The organism is Pseudomonas sp. MWU13-2517 (assembly GCF_023242545.1).
Lineage (GTDB): Bacteria > Pseudomonadota > Gammaproteobacteria > Pseudomonadales > Pseudomonadaceae > Aquipseudomonas.
Map to the genome: position 1 here is coordinate 24,456 of NZ_JALMFA010000018.1, position 21,828 is coordinate 46,283.

The following is a 21,828-nucleotide window of genomic DNA, read 5'->3' on the forward strand; positions in this document are numbered from 1 at the left end:
CTCGCCACAGGTTACTTTTTAGCCTTTCTCCTTCTTAACTGACTGGCGTCAGGGCAAGCCCGGCCAAATAAGGAGAGGGTGTTTCAGCGGTTCAGGAACGCCAGCAAGTCCTCATTCAACGCCTGTGCGTGCGTTGCCGCGAACCCGTGCGGCGCGTCCTTGTAGACCTTCAGCTCGGCACCTTTGATCATCTGTGCGGCGACCTTGCCGGTGGTCTCGATTGGCACGATCTGGTCGCCGTCGCCGTGGATCACCAGGGTCGGTACGTCGATCTTGGCCATGTCCGGGCGGAAGTCGGTTTGCGAGAAGGCGGTAACGCAATCCACGGTGGATTTGAGCGAGGCTTGCAGGGCGATCTGCAGGGTCTGGGTCAGTACGCCATCCGAGACCTTCTGGCCCTTGTTGAGGCCGAAGAACGGGGTATTGAAGTCGGCGATGAACTGCGCACGGTCCTTGAGCAGGCCGGCTTTGATGCCATCGAACACGTCGGTCGGCACGCCCTGCGGGTAATCCGGTTTCTGTCCGAACAGCGGCGTCACGGCGCCCAGCAGTACCAGGCCGGCCACGCGGGCGGTGCCATGGCGTGCGATGTAGCGGGCCACGTCGCCGCCCCCCATGGAGAAGCCGACCAGGGTCACGTCTTTGAGGTCCAGGTGGTTGATCAACTGGGCGATGTCGTCGGCGAAGGTGTCGTAGTCGTTGCCGGTCCACGGCTGGTCCGAGCGGCCGAAACCACGGCGGTCAAATGCGATGGTACGAAAGCCGCGGCTGCTCAGATATTCCATCTGGTATTCCCACATGTCGGCATCCAGCGGCCAACCGTGGCTGAACAGGACGGGCTTGCCGCTGCCCCAATCCTTGAAATAGATCTGTGTACCGTCTTTCGCTACGAATGTGCTCATGGAAAACTCCTTGGTCAGGGGCAAGTGGTTCATAGACACTATCGTGTGAAACGGCACGCAGGTCTTGTATGCCTGTGCTCGGTTGATGGTTCAGGTAAAGAGGCGGGGCTCGTGTGGGCTTGGTGTTCAGGTGGACAACGGCGCATCGGCACACACGCGACCAACGACGATGATGCGTTCACCGATGGGCAGGCCGCCGTGGTTGGAATTCAACAGCGGGTTACTGATCGATATCCAGGCGCAAAGCTTCTCTGTAGATATCAAACAGAAGGGACGATATCAAATGACGGGATCACATAAATTATCGGAGATCAGTTGATCAGAGAAGTTTCGCTGCTCCCGTCCGCGAGCGATCAGCCAGCGCTGAAATGCACGGCACTGGGGCTTATGAAAGGTGCTGTGATTCCAGCTCAAATAGTAGGACGACGGTAGGGGCATAGCTCGCCGGCAAGGGAGGATCAATCGACCGTTATCAATGTCGTTCTTGATCATCGAGTACTGCGCCAGCACTATTCCCTGGCTTTCAATCGCCGCTTGTATGGCCATGCTCGAAAGGGAAAAAATCCGGCTGTTATTGATGACCACACCGGATACTCCGTGGTGTGCTGACCATTCCGGCCATGAAGGTGGTGATTCGAACTTGGGTCGCCAGTCGATGGTCAGCAGGGGATAGTTAAGTATCTCAGCCACATCAATTTGAGCATCAGGATCGGCCAGCAATGCCGGACTGCAAGCCGGTATCACGCAGTCGCGGAACAGCTCCATGGTGTGGCTGTTGTCCTGCATTCCTTCGCCATAGCTGATTCTAAAGTCGATGCCATTAGCGTCAGCCTTCGACGGCTCTGTATGCGTACCATCAAGATAAACGCTCAGACCGGGGTATTCGGATTGCCACCCGGAAACAAGAGGAGCCAGCCATTTGGACAGCAAAGATGGCAAGGCGCTGATGAACAAGTTGTTAGGGTTTTTTGAGCGCTCCAGCTCCGCGGTTGCCGCTCGAAGCCGTTCGAAGGCTTCGCTGCAACCTTCATGAAAACGCTGCCCTGCAGCATTCAAGCGCAGTCGCTGTCCGTCCTTGACCGTAAGACTTTGACCAACTGATTCTTCCAGCAGTTTCATCTGCTGGCTAACGGCGCCTGGTGAAACACCTAGCCGTTTCGCTGCTTGGGAAATACCGCCACAGATCCCCACGGCCTCAAATATTTCCAGTGAGCGCAGAGGAGGGAGATAGCTCATGGTTGATCCCGATCAAGAGAAGTTCAGTTGATTTATAGTTTAGAAAATCTATAAAAAGCAATAGAAAAGCCCATCTATTCTTTTGGGTATGGCAGTTCTACGATCTCCCTCATCAAGCCCAGCGAGTAAGAGCTGGACGTGCATAATAAGAGGAGCTTCGAGCCATGTTCTTGAAAAACGCCTGGTATGTCGCTGCGTGGGATACGGAAGTAAAACATGCCTTGCATGCCGTCACCCTGCTTGGTGAGTCCATTGTCTTGTATCGCAAGACGGATGGCGTTGTCGTAGCGCTGGAAGACGCCTGCCCGCACCGCAAACTGCCGTTGTCCATGGGACGTCTGCGAGGGGATACGGTGGAGTGCGGTTACCACGGCCTGACCTTTGACGGATCGGGGGCATGTGTAAAAGCAACCTGCGTATCGCATGTGCCGCAAGCCGCTCATGTGCAAAGTTACCCGGTTGAAGAACGCTATGGACTGATCTGGGTATGGATGGGTGATCCAGCACGCGCTGACCGTTCGAAAATTCTCGATATCGCAGAGTGGCAAGACCCGCAATGGGGTCTGAACCGTGGCGACTCCATGACGATCGAGTGCAACTATCTGTTCATGACAGATAACCTGCTTGATCCCTCCCATGTCGCTTGGGTACATCAATCCACCTTTGGCAATTCGGCCTGTGAATCGCAGCCATTACAGACTGCCGTCAAACCTGACGGTGTGGTGGTCTCGCGGTGGTTGCACGACGTTGATGTAGCGCCTTTCTATACCAAATACCTCAAGTTCGAAGGTCGTTGCGACCGTCTGCAATACTACGAAGTCCGTTACCCGGCCCACGCAATCATCAAGGGTGTGCTGACGCCGGCGGGTACCGCTGGCGAAAATGGCCCAGTGCATGAAAAGGCATTCCTGATGGACTCCTATAATTTCATGACACCGGTAGACGAGAACCGGACTCGCTACTACTGGTTCCAGTTGCGCAACTTCGATGCTGATGATGAGGGCGTGTCTCAGCAATTTGCCAGCGATGTGCGCCGTGCTTTCGAAGAGGACCGAGTGATCCTCGCCGCGGTGCACGCCGGCATGAAAAAACGCACGACACCCAACATCGACCTGGCAATAGACTCCGGCCCTTTGCGTTTTCGACGTGGTATGGAGGCGCTGATTCGCGCCGAACAAGAGCCTGCTGGCTTGATACCGTTGAGAGAGGCATGAAGCCATGCATGAGTCCATCAGCCTCTCGAAGGGTTTTACGCGCGTTCTCGTGACCGAAAAGGTCCGCGAGAGCGCGTCGATAACGTCGTTCGTGCTCAGACCGACACTAAACGGCACCGGCATCGCGTTCCGTCCTGGTCAGTTCATCGTTGTACGCATTCCCCTTGCGGACGGGGCTCAGGTGTTTCGGACCTACAGCCTGTCCGGTGATCCGGACGATCATTCCCAGGTGCGTATTTCGGTCAAGCACGAAACCGCTCCAGTACATCTGCCCGACGTACCTTCGGGTGTCGGATCAAGTTTTTTGCATGAGTCATTGAACGTCGGTGAACACCTGGACATTGCCGGCCCCTCCGGTGACTTCGTCCTTGATGAAAGCAGTGGCCGCCCGATCGTGCTGTTCAGCGGTGGCGTTGGATTAACCCCCATGGTGAGTATGTTGCATCGCCTGGCGACGTGTTCCGTTCGAGCCGTGTACTTCATTCACGCTTGCGAAAATGGTGATGTGCATGCGTTACGTGAGGAGGTGCTGGCACTGGCGGCCAGACGCTCAAACATCCATGTGCATTTCTGTTATCGGGCGCCAACCATTGGTGACATTGAGAATCGCCGTCATCACAGCAGTGGGCTCGTCAACCGCGAAACCTTGCAACAACTGCTGCCGCTTGATGATTACGACGTTTATCTGTGCGGACCTCGCCCGTTTATGCAGGCTAATTGGCGCCTGCTGCGGGGGTTGGGTATCGAGAAGACGCGCATCCGTTACGAGTTTTTTGGTCCTGCGACGATTCTCGACGAAGACGAGCCGGTAACCGTATCTGTATCACCGCCGGCTGGCGTGAAGCAGGTGTCCGAGACAGAGATGAGTGTGCGCTTCGATCCGTCAGGCCCCGCTGTGATGTGGGGCGAAGGCTGCCATACATTGCTGGAACTGGCAGAACAAACCGGATTATCTGCGCAGTTCAGCTGCCGTGCCGGGCTTTGCAATACCTGCCTGACCCCACTCCTGAGCGGCAGCGTTGAATACATCGAGGACCCTTTGATAGTGCCCGATGCTGGCCAGGTATTGCTTTGCTGTGCCCGACCGACGTCGTCGGTAGTGTTGGCGCTGGGCGGTATGAAGCAGTGAAGGGACGATGTGCGAAAGCTATACCGTCAAAGATATTCCACGAACCGTGAGTACCCGTAGAACGAATAAGAGAACTGCAATATCCGTGGATCGTGTGCCCTGTGTGACCTTCAGAATTTTTGCATCGGAGAATAAAAATGAAAAACAATAAAACCGTATTCGCCGTCTCCTCGCTCTTGTTGGTGCTGTGCTCAGGTTACTTGGCCGCTCAAGCCAAGCAATGGGACAGCATTCTGATCGCCACGGAAGGGGTCTATGAGCCCTGGAACAAAACATTGCCAGACGGCAGTTTCGACGGCTTTGAACCCGAAATGGCCAAAGTACTTTGCGAGCGCATGCAGGCCCACTGCACGCTTATTGCGCAGGACTGGGACGGGTTGATTCCAGGTCTGCAGGCCGGCAAGTTCGACGTGGTGATGGACGCACTGGCTATCAGCGAGCCACGCAAACAGATCATCGATTTTTCCCGCCCCTATACCAAGGCCCCGGCCACATTCATCGCGATGGACTCCAGCAATATCAGCTTGCATCAAGGCACGCTGCGCTTGAGCGGTAACGCGCAACAGGATGCTTCTGCCGTCGAAGACTTGCGCGCCAAGTTGAAGGGTAAGGTAATCGGCATTGTTTCCGGCACGGTGTACTCCAAGTTCATCCATGAACAGTTCGACGCCGTGGCGACCGTACGTGAATACAAGACGCCGCCGGAGACGCTCATGGATCTGAAGAGTGGGCGCGTGGATGTGGTCTTCGAGGATATGGGGTTTCTCGCCGGTGAAATGGCACTTCCAACCAGCAGTGGCGTAGTCCTGATTGGCCCTGCGATCAATGGGCCGATTTGGGGCGAAGGTGAAGCTTTCGGCATTCGCAAGGGTGAGCCGGAACTCAAGGTCAAACTCGATAAAGCCGTCGCCTCGCTGATCGATGACGGAACAATCAACCGGCTGAGCCAGAAGTGGTTCAAACACGACTTCACACCGCCTAGCCGCTGACGGACCGATTTATCGGCGCAATTGCACGATGTTGTGCCGATGAATAAAGGGCATCGCGCTTCAGGTTCGGCCGTGCTTTGCGAGCCGTTTTCCTGCCTCGGTTATCAGTGGGTGTACTCGTGATTAATTTATTGGGTTTTGACACGTCGGGCTGGGGCGCGGTCATGCTGATGGCCGCTCTGATGACGCTGCTGGTGACACTGGCCGCCCTCCTGGTCGGTGCAGTTCTTGGAACGCTCGTTGCGGCGGCGAAACTGCATGAAAGCCTGGTCTTGCGTTTGCTTGGAGACCTTTACACCACGGTGTTTCGCGGTGTACCGGAATTGCTGATCATTTATTTGTTTTTCTACGGCGGCTCGGCCCTCGTAAGTAGTGTCGGCGGGCTTTTCGGCGTAGAGGGTTTTATCAGTATGCCGGCCTTTCTCGTTGGCGCGCTGGCTCTTGGCATAGTTTCGGGGGCCTACCAGGCGGAGGTTTATCGAGGTGCGTTTCAGGCGGTATCGCGTAGCGAACTGGAGGCGGCCAAGGCCATTGGTATGCCGGTTTTCATGCGGCTGCGAAGGGTCATCGTCCCGCAGGTTCTGCGTTTTGCTTTGCCTGGCCTTGGCGGCGTCTGGCAAATCAGCTTAAAGGACTCGGCGTTGATCTCCGTCACCGGGTTGGTCGAGTTGATGCGTGCCAGCCGTGTGGCCGCGGCATCCACAAGCCAGTATGTGCTGTTCTTTCTCACCGGGTGCGCGCTTTACCTGGTGCTGACCGGATTATCCGGCCTGGTCTTTTCCGGCGCCGAGCGGCGCGTCGGTCGAACCTTGCGCCGTGGCTGAGCAGCATGCCTAAACCCAGGAGCTAACCATGTTGATAGATATGCATTTTTTGGTGGGCACTATGTTGCAGCTGCTGCAGGCGCTGCCCATGACGCTGCTGCTGTTCGCCACATCGGTCAGCATCGGGACGTTGCTGGCCATGTTGGTAGTCTGGATACGGGTGTGTGATGTCGCTGTCCTTCGCCAGTTGGCACGGGGTTACATATTTCTGTTTCGCGGCTCTCCGCTGTTGATTCAGATGTTCCTGCTGTATTACGGCCTCAGCCAGTTCCAGGCCGTGCGCCAGAGTCTGTTCTGGCCCGTGTTGCGCGAGCCGGTCGCCTGCGCAGTGATCGGCTTGGCAATGTGTACAGCCGGGTATATGGCGGAAATTTTCCGGGGTGGCCTGCTGACTGTACCCGTACAGCAGATCGAAGCCGGTCGGGCTATAGGCATGTCCCGCGGGCTGCTGGCTTGGCGCATCATCATCCCTGTCGCATTGCGCAGTTGTCTACCAGCCTATTCGACAGAGGTTATTCTGATGATGAAGGCCACGTCACTGGCGAGTCTGGTGACGGTTTACGAAGTCTCCGGTGTGGCGCAGCGGATCATCTCCGAGACCTATCGGACGATGGAAGTGTTTCTTTGTGCCGCGCTGATCTATCTGTTGTTGAACTTCCTCATCGTTCGCACATTGGCTCTGATTGAATGGAAGTTATCCCCCAGGCCGCCAGCAGGCGGGCGCCCGACAATAAAAAGAAATGCACTTAGCACGCGAAGAGGGTAGTGGCATGGCTACGGGAAATGATCCGGTTCTGCAGATAAAACAACTGCGCAAGTCGTTCGCGAATCTGGAGGTCCTGAAAGGGATCTCACTGGATGCCCACGAAGGTGACGTGGTGTCGATCCTCGGTGCCAGCGGCTCGGGAAAGAGTACCTTTCTGCGTTGCATCAATCTGCTCGAGACCCCGAACTCAGGCGAGATTTGTGTAGCGGGAGAACAGGTGGTCTTCAAGCGCAAGCGCAACGGACTCCTGGTTCCGGCTGATCTTCGACAAATTGATCGCATACGTTCCGAGCTGGGCATGGTGTTTCAGAGCTTCGGGCTATGGTCACACATGACGGTCCTGCAAAACGTGATTGAAGGGCCGGTACGAGTGCTGAAACGTCCACGGGCGGAGTGCATCGAGGAGGCTGAGCAATTGCTGGAAAAGGTCGGAATGATCGACAAGCGCGATCACTACCCTGCTTTCTTGTCCGGGGGCCAGCAACAGCGTGTCGCCATCGCTCGAGCGCTGGCGATGCGACCGAAGGTCATCTTGTTCGATGAGCCTACCTCGGCGCTTGACCCGGAGCTGGTTGGCGAGGTGTTAAAGGTGATGCGTGCGTTGGCGGAGGAAGGTCGAACCATGTTGGTGGTCACCCATGAAATGGGCTTTGCGCGCAACGTCTCCAATCGTGTGGTGTTCATGAATCAAGGGATGATTGAAGCCCAGGGGACACCCGACGAAATGTTCCGGGAGCAGAGCTGCGAACGATTCAGGAAGTTCATCCTTAGCCAGGCTTGAAGCGTCTGATAACCGCGTAATTCTTTAATTTTTTTCGCCTGTTCATTTACGGGACAGGCTTTCTACGCCCTGAAAAAGGCTATCGAGCAGAGGAAGCAAAGCAATGCGTGTTCACCCTGAAGAGATTTCCAATGTGGTGCTGGGCGATGTCGAGCCTACTATCGATCAATTCGTAGCCATCGCACGATATTCAGCGAAGGTCTCTTTTTCGCAAAAATACCGCGACCGGGTTTCACGGTCGCGAAAACTCATCGAGCGATTCCTCGATGAAAATCGCCTGGTCTATGGCGTAACGACCGGCTTTGGTGACAACGTGCGTCACGTTATTTCACCAGCAGACGCACAAGCGCTGCAGGTCAACATCGTCCGCTCGCATGCGGTTTCCATTGGCGAGCCACTTAATCGCGAACAGGTGCGAGCCGTTCAGCTGATGATTCTGATCAGCCTTGGCAAGGGCTATTCGGGTGTTCGTTTGGAACTGTTGGAACTCATCGCCAGCTTGCTCAACAATGACGTGGTGCCCTTTGCCCCCGGCGAAGGATCCGTGGGTTATCTGGGGCCTGAAGGGCATCTGGCGCTGGTGCTGATTGGTGAGGGCAAGGCCAGTGTCGCGGGTAGCGATTGGGTGGATGGCGCGACGGCACTGCGCCAGGTGGGGTTGCAGCCTATCTCGCTGCAATGCAAGGAGGGGTTGGCCATGCTCAATGGCACCACCTCGGTTACCGCTATTGCGACCCTTGCGCTGTATAACGCTATCGAAGCATCGCGAGTGGCGGATGTGGCTTCCGCACTGTCGCTTGAGGTCTTGAAAGGGACCATCCGTGCGTTCGATGAGCGCTATCACTCAGTCAAGGCACACACGGAGCAAGCGGAGACTGCACGCTTCATCAAACGCATGCTTGGCGATAGCCAACTCGTCCAGGAGAACATCGATTATCGCCTTCAGGATGTTTATAGCCTGCGTGCCATTCCTCAGGTTCACGGCGCCTCGAAGAAATTCATTGCATATGCCAAGGCATGTATCGTCAATGAAATTGATTCATCCGGCGATAACCCGGTGATCTTCCCCACCAGTGATGACGATGGCATCGCTATCTCCGGTGCGAACTTCGATGGCTCATACATCGGCATTGCAGCGGACACGCTATGCAACGCGCTGACCAACCTGGGCAAGATTTCCGAGCGCCGAACCGACCGCATGGTCAACTCGCACTTCAGTGAAATGCCGGCATTTCTGGTGCGCAATCCCGGGCTCAACAACGGCTACATGATCGTCCAGTACACGGCTGCAGGACTTCTCGGAGAAATGAAAGTGCTATCTCATCCGTCGACGGTCGATAGCGTTTCGACCTGCGGTAATCAGGAAGACCCGGTGAGTTTTGCTTTCAATGCAGCGATCAAGGCCTATCAGGTTTCGCGCAAGCTGGAATCGGTGCTGGCTATTGAAATCATGGTGGGTTGTCAGGCCCTGGATTTCCATGAAGTGGCCAAAGCCTCCAGCGCCACCCGTGCACTTTACGATCTGGTGCGTAGTCGAGTGCCAACGGTCGAGCACGACCGTGCTTTTTACCCAGACATTGTCGCGGTAACCGAGCAGGTACGATCTGGCGACGTACTCGCGGCCGTTAACCGAGTTATCAATTTTCAATAAGTGCCTGTGACCATCCCCCGCACCACAAGTTTGCGGGGGCCGGCTGGAGTCTTCACATGATCAAATCCCGTGCTGCCGTCGCCTTTTCGCCGCGTCAGCCCCTGCAGATTATCGACGTCGACGTGGCGCTACCCAAGGCCGGGGAAGTGCTGGTGCGCATTGTTGCGAGTGGCGTTTGTCACACCGATGCATACACGTTATCCGGTGCGGACCCGGAAGGGATTTTTCGAGCATTCTCGGCCATGAGGGCGCCGGTGTCGTTGAAGCTGTCGGCGCAGGCGTGACGTCTTTGGTGGTCGGAGACCACGTTATTCCGCTGTACACCCCTGAGTGCGGACTCTGCAAATTTTGCCGTTCCGGCAAAACAAACCTTTGCCAGGCTATCCGCGCAACCCAGGGCAAAGGCGTTATGCCGGATGGCACATCACGATTCACCTATCAGAGGCGCCCGCTTTATCACTACATGGGAACCTCTACGTTCTCTGAATACACCGTGCTTCCGGAAATCTCTCTGGCGAAGATTCCCGATGCCGCTCCGCTGGAGAAGGTTTGTCTACTCGGCTGTGGCGTGACTACCGGTATAGGGGCTGTGATCAACACTGCCAAGGTCCGGCCCGGGAATACCGTAGCGATCTTCGGTCTCGGGGGAATCGGCTTGTCGGCAATCATCGGAGCGGTCAAGGCGAACGCGGGTCGCATCCTGGCTATCGACATAAACCCGGCAAAATTCGAGATTGCTCGCCAGTTGGGGGCTACCGATTGCATCAATCCGAAAGACTATGCCTGTCCAATTCAGGAGGTGATTGTCGACCTTACCGAGGGTGGTGTGGACTTCTCTTTCGAGTGCATAGGCAATGTGCAGCTGATGCGTGCAGCGTTGGAGTCCTGCCACAAGGGGTGGGGCGAATCAGTGATCATCGGTGTTGCCGGTGCCGGCCAGGAAATCGCGACCCGACCATTCCAACTGGTGACCGGTCGTGTATGGCGTGGGTCAGCCTTCGGTGGTGTGCGCGGCCGGACCGAATTGCCGAGCTATGTGGATATGGCTGAACGAGGGGAGATCCCGCTGGACACCTTCATTACCCACACCATGGGCCTGGAAGATATCAATAAGGCATTTGACCTCATGCACGAAGGGAAGAGCATCCGCAGCGTCATCCATTTCTAAACCTCGTCCTTTGCGCAATGCAGTCGGGCATCACCCCTTCATCGTCGTAACAAAAAAGGAAAACAACATGGCTGTATATACACACGTTTCTATCGGTACCAATAACCTGGAAGCTGCGCGTGAGTTCTATGATTCGGTGCTTGGCGCACTTGGTCTTAAACGCCTCGCCGACTTGGGTGACAATGGCTCGATCTGGGGAGATACCGCACCATCGTTCTTCGTGCTCAAACCAGCGAACGGCCAGCCGGCGACGGTCGGCAACGGCGTAACAGTAAGCTTTGAGGCCCCTGATCGCTCAGCAGTCGACGCTAGTCACAGCGCCGCCTTGACCGCTGGGGCTGAAGACGAAGGTGCACCGGGACCACGTAGTTGGGCGGAAAACGCATATGCGGCCTACTTCCGTGATCTCGATGGTAACAAAATAGCGACTTATTGCTTCAAACCCGCCTGAGTCTAGGGTGAGCCCGGCAACTGGGCTCACCCTCTATAAACTCTTGGTTATCGACGATCCATTCAGTCCTTTCAGAATACTCTCCCAAGTATCGCGGATCGTTCGACTCAGCAGTTCTCCAGCCCCACTAACCCACCGCATCACGCTCGGCAAAGATACATGCCATCTCCGCCGCATTCTCGGTCCCCCACGTGCACAGCGGCACAATCGCGGTAGCCAGGCTGCTTCCCAGCGGGGTGAGCGCGTAGTCCACGCGTGGCGGCACTTCCTTGTAGTCGGTTCGCGCCACTACGCGATCTGCTTCCAAGTCCTTCAACTGCTGGATCAGCACTTTGTCGCTGACGCCGGGGATCAGGCGCTTCAGCTCGCCGTAGCGCTTCGGGCCGTCGCGCAGGAAAAACAAGACCAGTGGTTTCCACTTGCCCGAGATGATGCGCAGCGTGGCGTTGAGCCCGCAACCGGTGTCACAGATTTCAGAGGTCTTCGTCATTTTTTTGATACTTACCAAAAGGTGCATACTTGTCCTTAGGTTATCAGAGCCGCATCCTTGGTCTCAAGCAGGCAGTTGCCTGTATGGGTACATCGCCAACGAAGGATGCACGACATGACCAGACTGAATGGAAAGACCGCCGTGATCACCGGCGGCGCTACCGGGATCGGCCGCGCGGCGGCAAAGCGCTTCATCGAGGAGGGGGCCTTTGTCTACATTTTCGGCCGCCGACAGGAAGCGCTCGACGCCGCTGTGGCCGACCTCGGCCCGAATGCCCGCGCGGTGAAGGGCTCGGTCACCGACCTGGCCGACCTCGACCGGCTCTACGCAGCGGTGAAGGCCGAGCGCGGGACGCTCGATATCGTCTTCGCCAATGCCGGAGCGGGCAGCCCGCTTGCACTCGGCAAGCTCACCCCTGAGCACATTGATGACACCTTCGACACCAACGTGAAGGGCTTGATCTTCACGGTCCAGAAGGCGTTGCCGCTGATGGGGCAGGGGGGTTCGATCATCCTGACCGGGTCGAGCGCCGGCACTACAGGGGCCCCCGCATTCAGCGTCTACAGCGCGAGCAAAGCGGCCGTGCGCAACCTCGCGCGGACCTGGGCAGAGGACCTGAAAGGCACGGGCATCCGGGTAAATGTGCTGTCACCTGGACCGACTGCGACCGACCTCGCCAAGGAAGCGCTGGGCGAAGAAGGCATGAAGGTCTTCGCCGCGATGAATCCGCTCCAGCGCATGGCCGATCCGGCTGAAATCGGCGCCGCCGCGGCGTTTCTTGCGTCGCAGGACAGCAGCTTCATGACCGCCAGTGAGGTCGCCGTCGACGGCGGCTTGGCGCAAATCTGACTCGCTGCGCCCGGCTGCTTGCTCCACCGAAATGGGGAGCCTGTTGGGCGTGGTAATCGAGGACACTGTATGAGCTATGCAATTATCGGCTTCGGCAATCTGGGCCAGGCCCTGGCTAAAGCGTTCGCCCGCAGCGGCATTCAAGTCTCTGTTGCAACCACTCGCGATCCTGAGCGCTTTGCTTCCGATGCGGCCGCTATCGGCCCCGGGATCATGCCTGCCACATTGGCGCACGCCCTCAAGGCGGACGTAGTTTTTCTGGCCGTGCGTTTCGAGTCCCACGGGGATGTCGCGAAGGCGCTGCCGAGCTGGAACGGCAAGACCCTCATCGATGTGACCAATGCCTATGGCGTGCCGCCTGAGGAACTGCAAGGGCTGCCTTCTTCCAGCTTCATCGCTCTAGCCTTCACGGGAGCAAGACTGGTCAAGGGCTTCAACCATTTGGCTGCCGGCGTTCTTGGTCAGGACCCGGCCATACAGGGGGGCAGGCGAGTCGTTTTCCTGGCGGGCGACGATGACCAGGCCTTGGCGGAAGTCGCTGCGCTTGCGCAAAACCTCGGTTTCTCGCCGATCAAGCTTGGCGGGCTATCGGAAGGTGGGTTGCTCGTGCAGGCACGTGGAAATAGCTGGGGGCACCTGATTTTCAAGGACCTGGTCAAGTTCGACTGAGGTGATCCAGCTTGGTGGCCCAGGGGCCGTCCCGGCCTGAGCGAGGTCGGCTTCGGACCACCTCGCTCGCTAAGCCAGCTGATTCGCAAACCGGCCCACTGCGTCGACCACTTGCTTGGCGCCGTCCTGAATCTCAACAATGACCTGGCCTGCCTGTGTGGCAAGTTCAAGACCTTGCTCAGCTTGGTTCTTGCTGTTTGCCATCTCGGCGACGGTCTCATCCACCAGCTTCTGGTTTTGCAACACAACCGATGCGATTTCTTCAGTCGCCGTGCTGGTGCGTCCGGCCAGTTGTCGAACTTCATCAGCCACCACCGCAAAGCCTCGCCCTTGCTCGCCTGCGCGAGCCGCTTCAATCGCAGCATTTAAAGCCAGAAGATTGGTTTGCTGGGCAATACTGCTGATCGTCTGAATAATTGAGCTGATCAACAGTGACTGTTTGCCAAGCGCTTCGACTCCTCCAGAGGCAGCCTGCATATCAACGGCGATTTTACGCATGGTATGCATGGTGTCGTTGACGACGACGGCGCCTCGTTGAGCGCTGACATCGGTCTGCTGGGATATTTCAAATGCAGTTTGGGCCGCTCCACTGACTTCGTTTTCACGGGCGACCTGATCGGTCACCACCGTCGCAAATTTCACCACTTTGCAGAGGTTTCCTTCGGTGTCGTAAACCGGGTTGTAGGTTGCTTCCAGCCATACGGTTTGACCGTGACTGTCGATACGTTCAAAGCGGCCGGCAACAAATTCACCCCTGTTCAACGTTGCCCAAAAATCCTTGTACCCCTGGGACGAGGTTTCCTCTGGTTTACAGAAAATACGGTGATGGCTGCCTTTGGCTTGTGCCAGGCTGTAGCCCATCGCTTGTAAAAACCGATCATTTGCCTTCAGCACATGCCCTGAGAGATCGAACTCGATCACCGCGGTAGAGCGAAGTAATGCTTCAATGAAGGAGGCGTTTTCCGATGCTTTCTCCAAGCGGGAGGTGATGTTCGTAGCGTAGCAAGTGATGTGGCTCAGCTGGCCGCTCGTATCCGTGATGGGTTGCCAATGTGCGTGAAGCCACACTAACGAACCGTCTGCATGAAGGTACCGGTACTCGTCGGTGATGGACTTGCCGGCGGCCACTGCAGCTCGAAAGTTATGAAAGCACGGCAGTTTGGAAACGTACTGCGGCACAATCTCGGCCATGGGGCGACCTACAAGCCGGTCCGGGGCATAGCCCAACGCATTGGCAAAGTTGTCGTTGCATGCCGTAATTTTAAAGGTGGAATCGATACTTAGCGTCAGCATTTCACGGTTCAGGCCATCGCGCAGTTGGCGCAGTTCCGACAGCTCGCTTTCCTGGGATTCAAGCTGCTTCTTGAATTTGTTGTTGAACATGGGAAACCGCCTCTTGAGTTATACCAATCCTATCGGCCTATCAAGGTGCATATTGAGGCCATCCATGGGGCAAAACGGATTCAGCTGAACACAGCGTAGTTGAGCAAAAATTTTGTGACAGGCGAAATTGCATTACCGGTTTTCAACGGTTTGCCTATGGACAACTTTTGCGAGTGGCGCGAGCTGAAGGTCGGCATCGGCCCATAGCAAACGCTCCTACACCGACATATTTCAACCATTCGCTAAGTGATACAGCGCCTTGACATGAGATGCCGTCAGCCCAGTGCGGCGCAAATGCAACGACCTGTCCATCAGCTTTAAGGACATAGATTTATAGACGATCATTTGTCATCAGCCCTGCAAAAGACGGCACACCAAAAAACGAGGCTAGGCCAACTGCCAGTCAGTTAAGAAGGAGCATAGTCACTGTGGCGAGGGAGCTTGCTCCCGCTGGGTCGCGAAGCGGCCCCAGCTTTGGGCTTGAAAAGACTGGGCCTGCTCCGCAGTCCAACGGGAGCAAGCTCCCTCGCCACAGGTTACTCGTTGTCCGCTCTCCGTGCGGGTGTGAGTCTGCGCGAGTCAGGTTTTTCTGCCGCTGCTATGGAATGGCTGAAGCCCTGTTCCAGTACTAAAGGAGGTGCGTATGTCAGCTAAAGGAGCATTTCGGTCTGTCGCCACAGGTTTAGGCTCAACTTCGTGATCGTCAACGATGACAACCACAGGCGCCGCAACACCTGCGAGATGAGTACCTCACTGACTCCGGTGTCTCCATAATAAAAAGAGGAATTATCATGAGTAGCACCTTCTTCATTCCATCCGTGAACATGATGGGTATTGGCAGTCTCGACGAAGCGATGCTCGCAATCCGCAAGTACGGGTTCCGCAAAGCACTGATCGTCACCGATGCCGGCCTGGCCAAGGCCGGCGTGGCTGCAAAGGTCGCCGGCCTTTTGGCTCAGCAAGACATCGACTCCACCCTGTTTGATGGCGCCAAACCGAATCCGACCGTCAGCAACGTGGAGAAGGGCCTTGAACTGCTCGGCCGCAGCAACTGTGATTTCATTATCTCCTTGGGCGGTGGTTCACCCCATGACTGTGCCAAGGGCATTGCCCTTTGCGCCGCCAACGGAGGGCACATCAGTGATTACGAAGGCGTGGATCAATCCGCTAAGCCACAAATGCCGCTGATCGCGATCAACACCACTGCCGGCACGGCGAGTGAAATGACCCGTTTCTGCATCATCACCGACGAAGTCCGGCATGTGAAAATGGCCATCGTCGACCGCAACGTCACCCCTCTGTTGTCCGTCAACGACCCTTCGCTGATGGCCGCCATGCCCAAAGGCCTGACCGCCGCGACCGGCATGGATGCACTGACCCACGCGGTCGAAGCCTACGTCTCGACGGCGGCCACGCCGATCACCGATGCCTGCGCCCTCAAAGCCATCGAATTGATCTCGGCCAACTTGCGTACCGCTGTTGCCCAGGGTGACAACATGACCGCCCGTGAAAACATGGCCTACGCGCAATTCCTTGCCGGCATGGCCTTCAACAATGCTTCGCTCGGTTATGTACACGCCATGGCGCACCAACTGGGAGGGTTCTACGACCTGCCTCACGGCGTGTGCAATGCTATTCTGCTGCCTCACGTGTCGAGCTTCAACGCCAGCGTATCCCCGGCCCGGTTCAAAGATATTGCCCATGCAATGGGGGTTGATACTCAGCATCTGGATGCGGAGAGAGGCGCTGGTGCGGCTATCGCGGCCATCCGCAAGCTGTCTGCGGACGTGGGGATTCCGAGCGGACTCATCGAACTGGGTGTGAAGGCTAACGATATTCCGACCCTGGCAGCCAATGCCATGAAAGATGCCTGCGGCTTCACCAATCCGCGTCCTGCCAATCAGGATGAGATCGAGCAGATTTTTCATACGGCAATGTGATTGATGTGAAGTGATGTTGGAGAGAACGCCCCGCCTTTGGTTAAAGTACGGGGTGTTTTGGTTTTGCTCACAGAGGGTTGAATTGGCTCACTTGATTGGCCGGAAGCGATCTGTCAAGAGCGGCGACTGTCGGCCGAACGCTGCCTGATCAGGCCTTGACCAGCTCCATGATGTGGGTGGCATGGACATCTTCTGTCCTCATGAAGCCGCAGCGCAGGTAAAACGCGTCACCTCCAGACGTATCGGTGGAAAGCCGCACCTTCTGAAAGTGAAGGGCGGCGTGTGCAACCAACGCTTTTACCAGCGCTTGGCCGACGTGTTGATTCCTTGCCGCAGGTGCCACGTACACTCGCCGTAGCCTTGCGGTATCACGCTTATTATAGGGATCAACTGATAGCCCTCCGATTCCTATCACTTGCTGGTTCGAATACGCTGCCATGAGACATTCACCGGGCGCGCTGAAGCGATTCGTTCCAGAGTGCCACTCAGAAATAAGGCGCGTAAGAAACCTGAAACCTTCTGCAACTGCCTCTTTCTCCAAAGCAAGAACTTCCGCCGGCAGGTGCGTAATCTGTTGAATCTCGATTAGTTTCATCATGGTCCTTTATTCGTGTGAATCCTTTAGCTGATCGGAGATGCATCGGGCGCATGCTATGAGCGATAGCAGTCCAGGCAATCCGAGATCATTTGGGCCGCTGGTTTGAAAGCGCCTCCTGTTGGAGGCGCCTTAAAGAAATGGCCATCATCCTTTTCAGCGTGCCTCCCTGCGAGCCGACAGTAAGTGTCTGACGAACGTACTTTGAATAATCTGTCTGAAATTTGTATTGAATCGCCTTGGGTTTCCCGGACAAATCGAAGGTCTGCTAAAACGCCTCCTCTGCGCAACGGAAAGGTTGAGGGATTCGTGGCCGGTTCGTAAGCTTGAGTCTCTTAATAATGGCTGCTTGAAGATGGAAAATAATTTTTCGCTGCTGATCGAACGCGCAGCCTATGACGAGTTCATCGGGCTGTGGGGACAGGGAAACTTCAAGCATCAGCGGTTGGGCCAAGCCTTCTATAATCACTTCAGACTACACAAACTCAACGATCAAGATTCATTGCGTAAACTCTATGAGGCTGATGGTGAAAGAGCTTTGGGGTTGATTTTGCACCTTTTCCATTTTCACTGACCGCCACCAGCTTTCGGCCGCTACCCGTCCTGTGCGGAGAGCGGCCATAGATCGTTAGTCAACTATGACCCAGGTTCAACCCCGTCCAGGTTTTATTCCGTGCAGGAATGCAATCCATAAAATTAATGAATTTTTATTATCGCCATCCATGACCTAAGTTGATTCAAGGACATGGAGAACCACCTTGAACTCATCACCGCTCAACTCAGTTGAAAAGTTTGATAACACCCGTGCCAATGAGTACGCACGCCAGAGCCGTATCGCGCTGGCCGGGTATGACGCCTGTCAGGATCTGGCGGCGTGCATGCTTGCGGCAAGCCTGGGCAATGGGGGCTCGGCAAAAGTCCTGGCAGTCGGCGCGGGCGGTACGGCGCAGGAGATCGTCGCCATGGCCAGGCTTGAGCCGGGTTGGCGCTTCACCGCCGTTGATCCTTCCGAATCGATGCTTGAAACCGCGAAGCAGCAGTTAGCCGCCAATGACTTGCTCGACAGAACCGAGCTGGTGCTTGGGCACGTTGAAGCGCTGGCGCCGGATGAGTCTTACGACGCAGCCACGTTGATCGGTGTACTCCATCATCTCGATGGGGATGAGGCCAAGGGGCGCATCCTACGATCCATCCGGGCTCGTCTGAAACCGGGGGCTCCGCTGATCGTGGCGGGCAATCAATATGCCTATGCCAGTCAGCCGTTACTCCTGGCAGCCTGGGGGCAACGCTGGCGGCAGCACGGCGCCAGCCCGGATGAAGTGAAAGCCAAGCTTGGGAAAATTCTTCAAGGCGCTGACCCGCCACATTCTGAAGCGGCGGTTCAAAAGCTGTTGCATGCGGCGGGTTTCGGGGACGCTACGCGTTTTTTCAGCAGCCTGTTCTGGAGTGCCTGGTTGACGTGTAAATCAGACTGAGCGGAGAGGCGGGCGGCAGGTCTGTTGCTGCCCGTCGGCACCTCAGCTACGCGTACCGCTTGCGCAGCCGGGTCATCACATCAGCACTAAAACGCCGCTTTAGTGTGGCTAGACTTTGGATCGTCTACGCACATACCGCACCAGCGCCGTGAGGGTCACGAGTGCCACCACCGCGAGAAAGATCGGCAGGCGATAGGGCTTCAGGTCACCGAGGAAATGCTGTAATGCTTCGCCGGCCCAATATCCGGCGCTGACGAACAGGGTTGCCCAGACCGCCGCACTCAGCACATTGATAAGCGCGAAACGCCAGGGGGCCAGACCGCTGGCACCTATCACCATGGGACCCACAAGGCGCATTCCGTAGAGGAAGCGCACGGCGAATACCGACGTCTTGGGGTGGCCGTGGATAAGGCCCTCGACCCGTTTGATCGCAGCCTGGTGTCGCTTGAGTTTTGGCAGCACGCGCTCCCCGAAATAACGTCCGGTCCAGAACAGCAACTGGTCGCCCAGTATGCCGCCCAGGGTGGCCCAACCGATCACATGCAGGATTTGCAGGGTGCCCTGGTGTGCAGCCATACCGCCGAGGATCAAAACTGTTTCGCCCTCCAGCAGGCACCCGATGAAAATGACCCAGTAGCCGTAGACGGCAATCAGCGCGTTGAGGTCGATATGTTCAAACATTGGCATTCCTGAGTCCGGCCCAGGCAGGTGTGCCCGGACGACTTTCTTTAATTGAAAAAAACTGACTGATCCGAGTGCCCGTGAGCCATCTCTACGAATCGGGATAGTGGCGAGTCCTGTCGTGCATGTCGACACACGGATGAAGTCAAAGATCAACTCAAGACGTTCGCAGTGGCCAATATCGAGCGAGTGGCTTGCACAGCTGCTGGCCCTTGCGGATGGCGGCGTGGCTTTTTCGCGAGCTTGCAACAGAGGGGGCGGGGGCGTGTCGACCATCACGCGGTCGGTGATGATGGGTGGCGCAGGGGACAGTTGCAACGCCAGGTGCTCAAACGTCTGGGTCAGACCCCATTCAAAGCAATGGTGGCCTGACCCTTATTTCTCGCACCTAGTGGTTCGGCGTCGGCCCCTTGGGTTTGCGCGGCACCAGCGCCGTCGCAATCACACTGCCCATGGGTGTCGGTTTCGGTGCCTGGCGGTGCTCTACGGCGTTGAGCGCCCATTCTTCGAGGCGCACGCGGTCACGTTGGAACACCATCACGTGGGTCGAGCCGCCGAATTCGAAATGACCGATTTCGGTACCGCGCTTGATGGTGACCGGCTTGCTGCCTTCATCGACGATAAACGTCGGTTCAATGATGCAGGTCGACACTTCCACCATGCCGATGCAGATCAACGCCACGTACCCGCAGGCGGGGTGTTCGAAAATAAAGATCGCCCGCGCCGCCACATGACCCAGGTAGGGTTGTGATTCGGTGCCTTCCCAAGTGCCCGGGCCTTCCTTCTGCGCCGGGCGTTGCGCGAAATAGGTACCGGGCTGTACCCATGAGCGCACCAGGGTGCCATCCAGCGGCGCGTTCCAGCGATGGTAGTGGGTGGCCGACAGGAACCCTTGGTAAAGCTGACCGCCCTCGAACAGCTTGGCCCACTGGGGTTGGCCGGCGAACAGGTCCAGCAGCGAGTAATTGACGTCCTTGATCCAGAAGTCGCTCTCGAAGGCGATATTGTCCTGGTATTCCCAAGGCGTGGTCTCGCAACCGATATTGACCTGGGTCTTGGCATCACCCTGGAACGGCCGCGCACCGGGCACGAACTTGCGGATGAAAAACGCGTTCCACGAATCGAAGCCATAACCGGGTTTTTTCGGGTCGCACTCCATCTGGTCCCACACCCCGGCTTGCCAGGCCGCCTTGGAGATCCAGGAGCCAGGTTTCTCGGGGTTGTTAATGTCGAGTTTGTCCAGGGATTGCGGGCTCTTGAGGTAGGCGTTCCAGGTGTCGAGTACCTGCTTGAACTGTTGGTTGAAGGTCGCGTCATGAAACAGCGCAACCCCGGCTTCGGTGGCCATGGAAATCGCCAGGAAGCCATTCATCGGCGTGCCCACCTGGGCGGTGTCGTTGAAGGACGACGAGGTGCTGACGATCTCGTTGAGAATCTCGAAGAAACTGTCGTAGCCCTCGATCCATATGGCGTCGCCATCCTGGGTCTTGATCTGGTCGCGGGTATGGGGCGGCAGGGTCATCACGAAGGCGTTGGACTGCTCGATCAGCGACATCACCCACATGCGGTACACGCTGTGGCTGGTCACCCATTGCTTGAATGCCGCCAGTTGCGGCTGCAGGGGCGCGAGGGTGCCGGCTTTTTTCATCGCGGCGACATAGTCGCGCAGCGGCACCAGGTAATTGGCGGTTGCCCAGACGCGGTTGGGCACCCAGAAGCCCATCTGCACGGGGCCGCTGTTGTCCAGGGTGAGCAGGTTGGAACCACTGCTTTCGACGGGCGGTGGCGTTTTACGCGGTTGAGTGGCGGGTGAAGAACGATCGGATTGCGCCATGGTATTAGTCCTTTAAACATCGCTGCGTGGGAAAGCTCCTCTTGAGCAACGTTCAGCGTAGCCAGCGCGGGACCGGGGTTTGTAATGGTTGGCTATAACCAACTGCGCCCACCGACGAAAATCATCTTCGACACCAGCTCAACAATGTTTTTCACCTCGAGCTTTTTCATCAGGCGTGCCCGGTGCACCTCCACCGTACGGTGGGAAATCCCCAGGCGCAGGGCGATTTCCTTGGACTTGAGACCGTTGACGATCAGCATGGCGATTTCCCGCTCCCGAGGCGTGAGGTCGCCGGTGCCGGTGTGGGGGCGGTCCAGGCGCTCGAAGTGCCAGATCATCAGCTTGAACGGGTCTTCGGGGGTGAGGGTGTAGCCGTGGGACCTGGCCCAGAACACTTCGCCGTTTTTGTGCTGCATGAAGCGTTCATCGGCGTAGAAGCCGTTTTCACTGTCGAGCAACCAGTCATGGCTGCGCTTGCCGATGGCGTGGTAATCGGCCTGTGACGGATAGATCAGCAGGGTCAACTGGTTGACCAGGGCTTCGCGGGTGTAGCCGAACAGCTTCAGGAACGCTTCGTTGCAGTCGACCATCACGCGGTGGCGGGTGACGATCTGCGGCGCAGGGGACAACTGGAACGCCAGGCGCCCGAGTTCTTCGATAGGGGGTTCAAACACAGTCATTGGGCGTCCTGCCTCGTTGTACATCGCTTCGGCTACTACTTATCCATGTAAGTAGTTACACGAATTGGCGAGCGACAAAGGGTGGTTCATTGTAGGGAATGTTTACACCCACACCAGAAGA

22 protein-coding genes and 1 pseudogene are annotated in these 21,828 nt (G+C 56.8%); 14 read left to right on the forward strand and 9 right to left on the reverse strand.

Annotation, left to right across the window (positions count from 1 at the left end):
* Nucleotides 1-83: 83 nt before the first annotated feature.
* The 3 genes from M5B97_RS23455 to M5B97_RS23465 form a co-directional block, all read right to left on the reverse strand.
* On the reverse strand, nt 84-902 hold the full coding sequence (locus tag M5B97_RS23455; RefSeq protein WP_248732804.1) for an alpha/beta hydrolase: 819 nt from the start codon (nt 900-902) through the stop codon (nt 84-86).
* Between the two features lie 126 nt (nt 903-1,028).
* Entirely contained in the window at nt 1,029-1,166 is a 138-nt protein-coding gene (locus M5B97_RS23460; protein WP_248732805.1) for a hypothetical protein, read from the reverse strand.
* A 15-nt stretch (nt 1,167-1,181) separates the two neighbouring features.
* On the reverse strand, nt 1,182-2,138 hold the full coding sequence (locus M5B97_RS23465) for a LysR substrate-binding domain-containing protein (protein WP_248732806.1): 957 nt from the start codon (nt 2,136-2,138) through the stop codon (nt 1,182-1,184).
* Between the two features lie 164 nt (nt 2,139-2,302).
* On the opposite strand from M5B97_RS23465, the gene M5B97_RS23470 reads away from it, so the two are divergent.
* The 9 genes and pseudogenes from M5B97_RS23470 (at nt 2,303) to M5B97_RS23510 (ending at nt 11,111) form a co-directional block, all read left to right on the forward strand.
* Nucleotides 2,303-3,352 (forward strand): aromatic ring-hydroxylating dioxygenase subunit alpha, encoded by a 1,050-nt coding sequence (locus M5B97_RS23470; protein WP_248732807.1) that lies wholly within the window; start codon nt 2,303-2,305, stop codon nt 3,350-3,352.
* Nucleotides 3,353-3,356: 4 nt separating this feature from the next.
* The gene (locus tag M5B97_RS23475; RefSeq protein ID WP_248732808.1) at nt 3,357-4,481 is read left to right on the forward strand and encodes an FAD-binding oxidoreductase; all 1,125 of its coding nucleotides are present in this window, start codon (nt 3,357-3,359) and stop codon (nt 4,479-4,481) included.
* Between the two features lie 137 nt (nt 4,482-4,618).
* The gene (locus tag M5B97_RS23480; protein WP_248732809.1) at nt 4,619-5,470 is read left to right on the forward strand and encodes a transporter substrate-binding domain-containing protein; all 852 of its coding nucleotides are present in this window, start codon (nt 4,619-4,621) and stop codon (nt 5,468-5,470) included.
* A 119-nt stretch (nt 5,471-5,589) separates the two neighbouring features.
* On the forward strand, nt 5,590-6,294 hold the full coding sequence (locus tag M5B97_RS23485) for an ABC transporter permease subunit (RefSeq protein WP_248732810.1): 705 nt from the start codon (nt 5,590-5,592) through the stop codon (nt 6,292-6,294).
* Nucleotides 6,295-6,322: 28 nt separating this feature from the next.
* On the forward strand, nt 6,323-7,060 hold the full coding sequence (locus M5B97_RS23490) for an ABC transporter permease subunit (protein ID WP_248732811.1): 738 nt from the start codon (nt 6,323-6,325) through the stop codon (nt 7,058-7,060).
* Nucleotides 7,061-7,064: 4 nt separating this feature from the next.
* Nucleotides 7,065-7,841 carry an ATP-binding cassette domain-containing protein gene (locus M5B97_RS23495; RefSeq protein WP_248732812.1) on the forward strand — a complete coding sequence of 259 codons (777 nt, stop codon included), beginning with the start codon at nt 7,065-7,067 and terminating at the stop codon, nt 7,839-7,841.
* 103 nt (nt 7,842-7,944) lie between these two features.
* Nucleotides 7,945-9,492, forward strand: a complete 1,548-nt coding sequence (locus tag M5B97_RS23500; RefSeq protein WP_248732813.1) for a histidine ammonia-lyase — start codon at nt 7,945-7,947, stop codon at nt 9,490-9,492.
* Nucleotides 9,493-9,548: 56 nt separating this feature from the next.
* Nucleotides 9,549-10,660 (forward strand): annotated as a pseudogene (locus M5B97_RS23505) (S-(hydroxymethyl)glutathione dehydrogenase/class III alcohol dehydrogenase).
* A gap of 67 nt (nt 10,661-10,727) precedes the next feature.
* The gene (locus M5B97_RS23510) at nt 10,728-11,111 is read left to right on the forward strand and encodes a VOC family protein (RefSeq protein WP_248732814.1); all 384 of its coding nucleotides are present in this window, start codon (nt 10,728-10,730) and stop codon (nt 11,109-11,111) included.
* Between the two features lie 127 nt (nt 11,112-11,238).
* Here the strand turns inward: M5B97_RS23510 and M5B97_RS23515 are convergent, their stop codons facing one another.
* A complete protein-coding gene (locus tag M5B97_RS23515; protein ID WP_248732815.1) occupies nt 11,239-11,601 on the reverse strand; it encodes a helix-turn-helix domain-containing protein in 363 nt (120 codons plus the stop codon).
* A 114-nt stretch (nt 11,602-11,715) separates the two neighbouring features.
* On the opposite strand from M5B97_RS23515, the gene M5B97_RS23520 reads away from it, so the two are divergent.
* Both M5B97_RS23520 and M5B97_RS23525 read left to right on the forward strand, forming a co-directional pair.
* The gene (locus M5B97_RS23520) at nt 11,716-12,450 is read left to right on the forward strand and encodes an SDR family oxidoreductase (RefSeq protein WP_248732816.1); all 735 of its coding nucleotides are present in this window, start codon (nt 11,716-11,718) and stop codon (nt 12,448-12,450) included.
* A gap of 69 nt (nt 12,451-12,519) precedes the next feature.
* Nucleotides 12,520-13,119: an NAD(P)-binding domain-containing protein gene (locus M5B97_RS23525; RefSeq protein ID WP_248732817.1), complete on the forward strand. Its 600-nt coding sequence runs from the start codon at nt 12,520-12,522 to the stop codon at nt 13,117-13,119.
* A gap of 69 nt (nt 13,120-13,188) precedes the next feature.
* Here the strand turns inward: M5B97_RS23525 and M5B97_RS27690 are convergent, their stop codons facing one another.
* On the reverse strand, nt 13,189-14,502 hold the full coding sequence (locus tag M5B97_RS27690; protein WP_283101091.1) for a PAS domain-containing methyl-accepting chemotaxis protein: 1,314 nt from the start codon (nt 14,500-14,502) through the stop codon (nt 13,189-13,191).
* A gap of 791 nt (nt 14,503-15,293) precedes the next feature.
* Here M5B97_RS27690 and yiaY point away from each other — a divergent pair.
* Nucleotides 15,294-16,442: an L-threonine dehydrogenase gene (gene yiaY / locus M5B97_RS23540; RefSeq protein ID WP_248732818.1), complete on the forward strand. Its 1,149-nt coding sequence runs from the start codon at nt 15,294-15,296 to the stop codon at nt 16,440-16,442.
* Between the two features lie 148 nt (nt 16,443-16,590).
* On the opposite strand, the gene M5B97_RS23545 is transcribed toward yiaY, so the two are convergent.
* The gene (locus M5B97_RS23545) at nt 16,591-17,037 is read right to left on the reverse strand and encodes a GNAT family N-acetyltransferase (protein ID WP_248732868.1); all 447 of its coding nucleotides are present in this window, start codon (nt 17,035-17,037) and stop codon (nt 16,591-16,593) included.
* 355 nt (nt 17,038-17,392) lie between these two features.
* Between M5B97_RS23545 and M5B97_RS23550 the strand changes: the two genes are divergently transcribed.
* Both M5B97_RS23550 and M5B97_RS23555 read left to right on the forward strand, forming a co-directional pair.
* On the forward strand, nt 17,393-17,611 hold the full coding sequence (locus M5B97_RS23550; RefSeq protein WP_248732819.1) for a hypothetical protein: 219 nt from the start codon (nt 17,393-17,395) through the stop codon (nt 17,609-17,611).
* Between the two features lie 184 nt (nt 17,612-17,795).
* Entirely contained in the window at nt 17,796-18,512 is a 717-nt protein-coding gene (locus M5B97_RS23555; protein ID WP_248732820.1) for a class I SAM-dependent methyltransferase, read from the forward strand.
* Between the two features lie 108 nt (nt 18,513-18,620).
* Here M5B97_RS23555 and M5B97_RS23560 read toward each other — a convergent pair whose 3' ends face one another.
* The 3 genes from M5B97_RS23560 to M5B97_RS23570 all read right to left on the reverse strand — a co-directional run bounded on the left by M5B97_RS23560 (nt 18,621) and on the right by M5B97_RS23570 (nt 21,707).
* Nucleotides 18,621-19,193 (reverse strand): DedA family protein, encoded by a 573-nt coding sequence (locus tag M5B97_RS23560; protein WP_123718028.1) that lies wholly within the window; start codon nt 19,191-19,193, stop codon nt 18,621-18,623.
* Nucleotides 19,194-19,581: 388 nt separating this feature from the next.
* The gene (locus tag M5B97_RS23565) at nt 19,582-21,027 is read right to left on the reverse strand and encodes a phosphatidylserine decarboxylase family protein (protein WP_248732821.1); all 1,446 of its coding nucleotides are present in this window, start codon (nt 21,025-21,027) and stop codon (nt 19,582-19,584) included.
* A gap of 92 nt (nt 21,028-21,119) precedes the next feature.
* Nucleotides 21,120-21,707 (reverse strand): LuxR C-terminal-related transcriptional regulator, encoded by a 588-nt coding sequence (locus tag M5B97_RS23570; protein ID WP_134661178.1) that lies wholly within the window; start codon nt 21,705-21,707, stop codon nt 21,120-21,122.
* Nucleotides 21,708-21,828: the final 121 nt, after the last annotated feature.

Bases quoted from the DNA above. Each gene is read 5' to 3' on its own strand.
- M5B97_RS23470 (WP_248732807.1), top strand. From the start codon at position 2,303: ATGTTCTTGAAAAACGCCTGGTATGTCGCTGCGTGGGATACGGAAGTA.
- M5B97_RS23520 (WP_248732816.1), top strand. From the start codon at position 11,716: ATGACCAGACTGAATGGAAAGACCGCCGTGATCACCGGCGGCGCTACC.
- M5B97_RS23560 (WP_123718028.1), bottom strand. From the start codon at position 19,193: ATGTTTGAACATATCGACCTCAACGCGCTGATTGCCGTCTACGGCTAC.
- M5B97_RS27690 (WP_283101091.1), bottom strand. From the start codon at position 14,502: ATGTTCAACAACAAATTCAAGAAGCAGCTTGAATCCCAGGAAAGCGAG.
- M5B97_RS23550 (WP_248732819.1), top strand. From the start codon at position 17,393: ATGGAAAATAATTTTTCGCTGCTGATCGAACGCGCAGCCTATGACGAG.
- M5B97_RS23500 (WP_248732813.1), top strand. From the start codon at position 7,945: ATGCGTGTTCACCCTGAAGAGATTTCCAATGTGGTGCTGGGCGATGTC.
- M5B97_RS23490 (WP_248732811.1), top strand. From the start codon at position 6,323: ATGTTGATAGATATGCATTTTTTGGTGGGCACTATGTTGCAGCTGCTG.
- M5B97_RS23570 (WP_134661178.1), bottom strand. From the start codon at position 21,707: ATGACTGTGTTTGAACCCCCTATCGAAGAACTCGGGCGCCTGGCGTTC.
- M5B97_RS23525 (WP_248732817.1), top strand. From the start codon at position 12,520: ATGAGCTATGCAATTATCGGCTTCGGCAATCTGGGCCAGGCCCTGGCT.
- M5B97_RS23475 (WP_248732808.1), top strand. From the start codon at position 3,357: ATGCATGAGTCCATCAGCCTCTCGAAGGGTTTTACGCGCGTTCTCGTG.
- M5B97_RS23515 (WP_248732815.1), bottom strand. From the start codon at position 11,601: ATGACGAAGACCTCTGAAATCTGTGACACCGGTTGCGGGCTCAACGCC.
- M5B97_RS23455 (WP_248732804.1), bottom strand. From the start codon at position 902: ATGAGCACATTCGTAGCGAAAGACGGTACACAGATCTATTTCAAGGAT.
- M5B97_RS23480 (WP_248732809.1), top strand. From the start codon at position 4,619: ATGAAAAACAATAAAACCGTATTCGCCGTCTCCTCGCTCTTGTTGGTG.
- M5B97_RS23495 (WP_248732812.1), top strand. From the start codon at position 7,065: ATGGCTACGGGAAATGATCCGGTTCTGCAGATAAAACAACTGCGCAAG.
- M5B97_RS23545 (WP_248732868.1), bottom strand. From the start codon at position 17,037: ATGAAACTAATCGAGATTCAACAGATTACGCACCTGCCGGCGGAAGTT.
- M5B97_RS23565 (WP_248732821.1), bottom strand. From the start codon at position 21,027: ATGGCGCAATCCGATCGTTCTTCACCCGCCACTCAACCGCGTAAAACG.
- yiaY (WP_248732818.1), top strand. From the start codon at position 15,294: ATGAGTAGCACCTTCTTCATTCCATCCGTGAACATGATGGGTATTGGC.
- M5B97_RS23510 (WP_248732814.1), top strand. From the start codon at position 10,728: ATGGCTGTATATACACACGTTTCTATCGGTACCAATAACCTGGAAGCT.
- M5B97_RS23465 (WP_248732806.1), bottom strand. From the start codon at position 2,138: ATGAGCTATCTCCCTCCTCTGCGCTCACTGGAAATATTTGAGGCCGTG.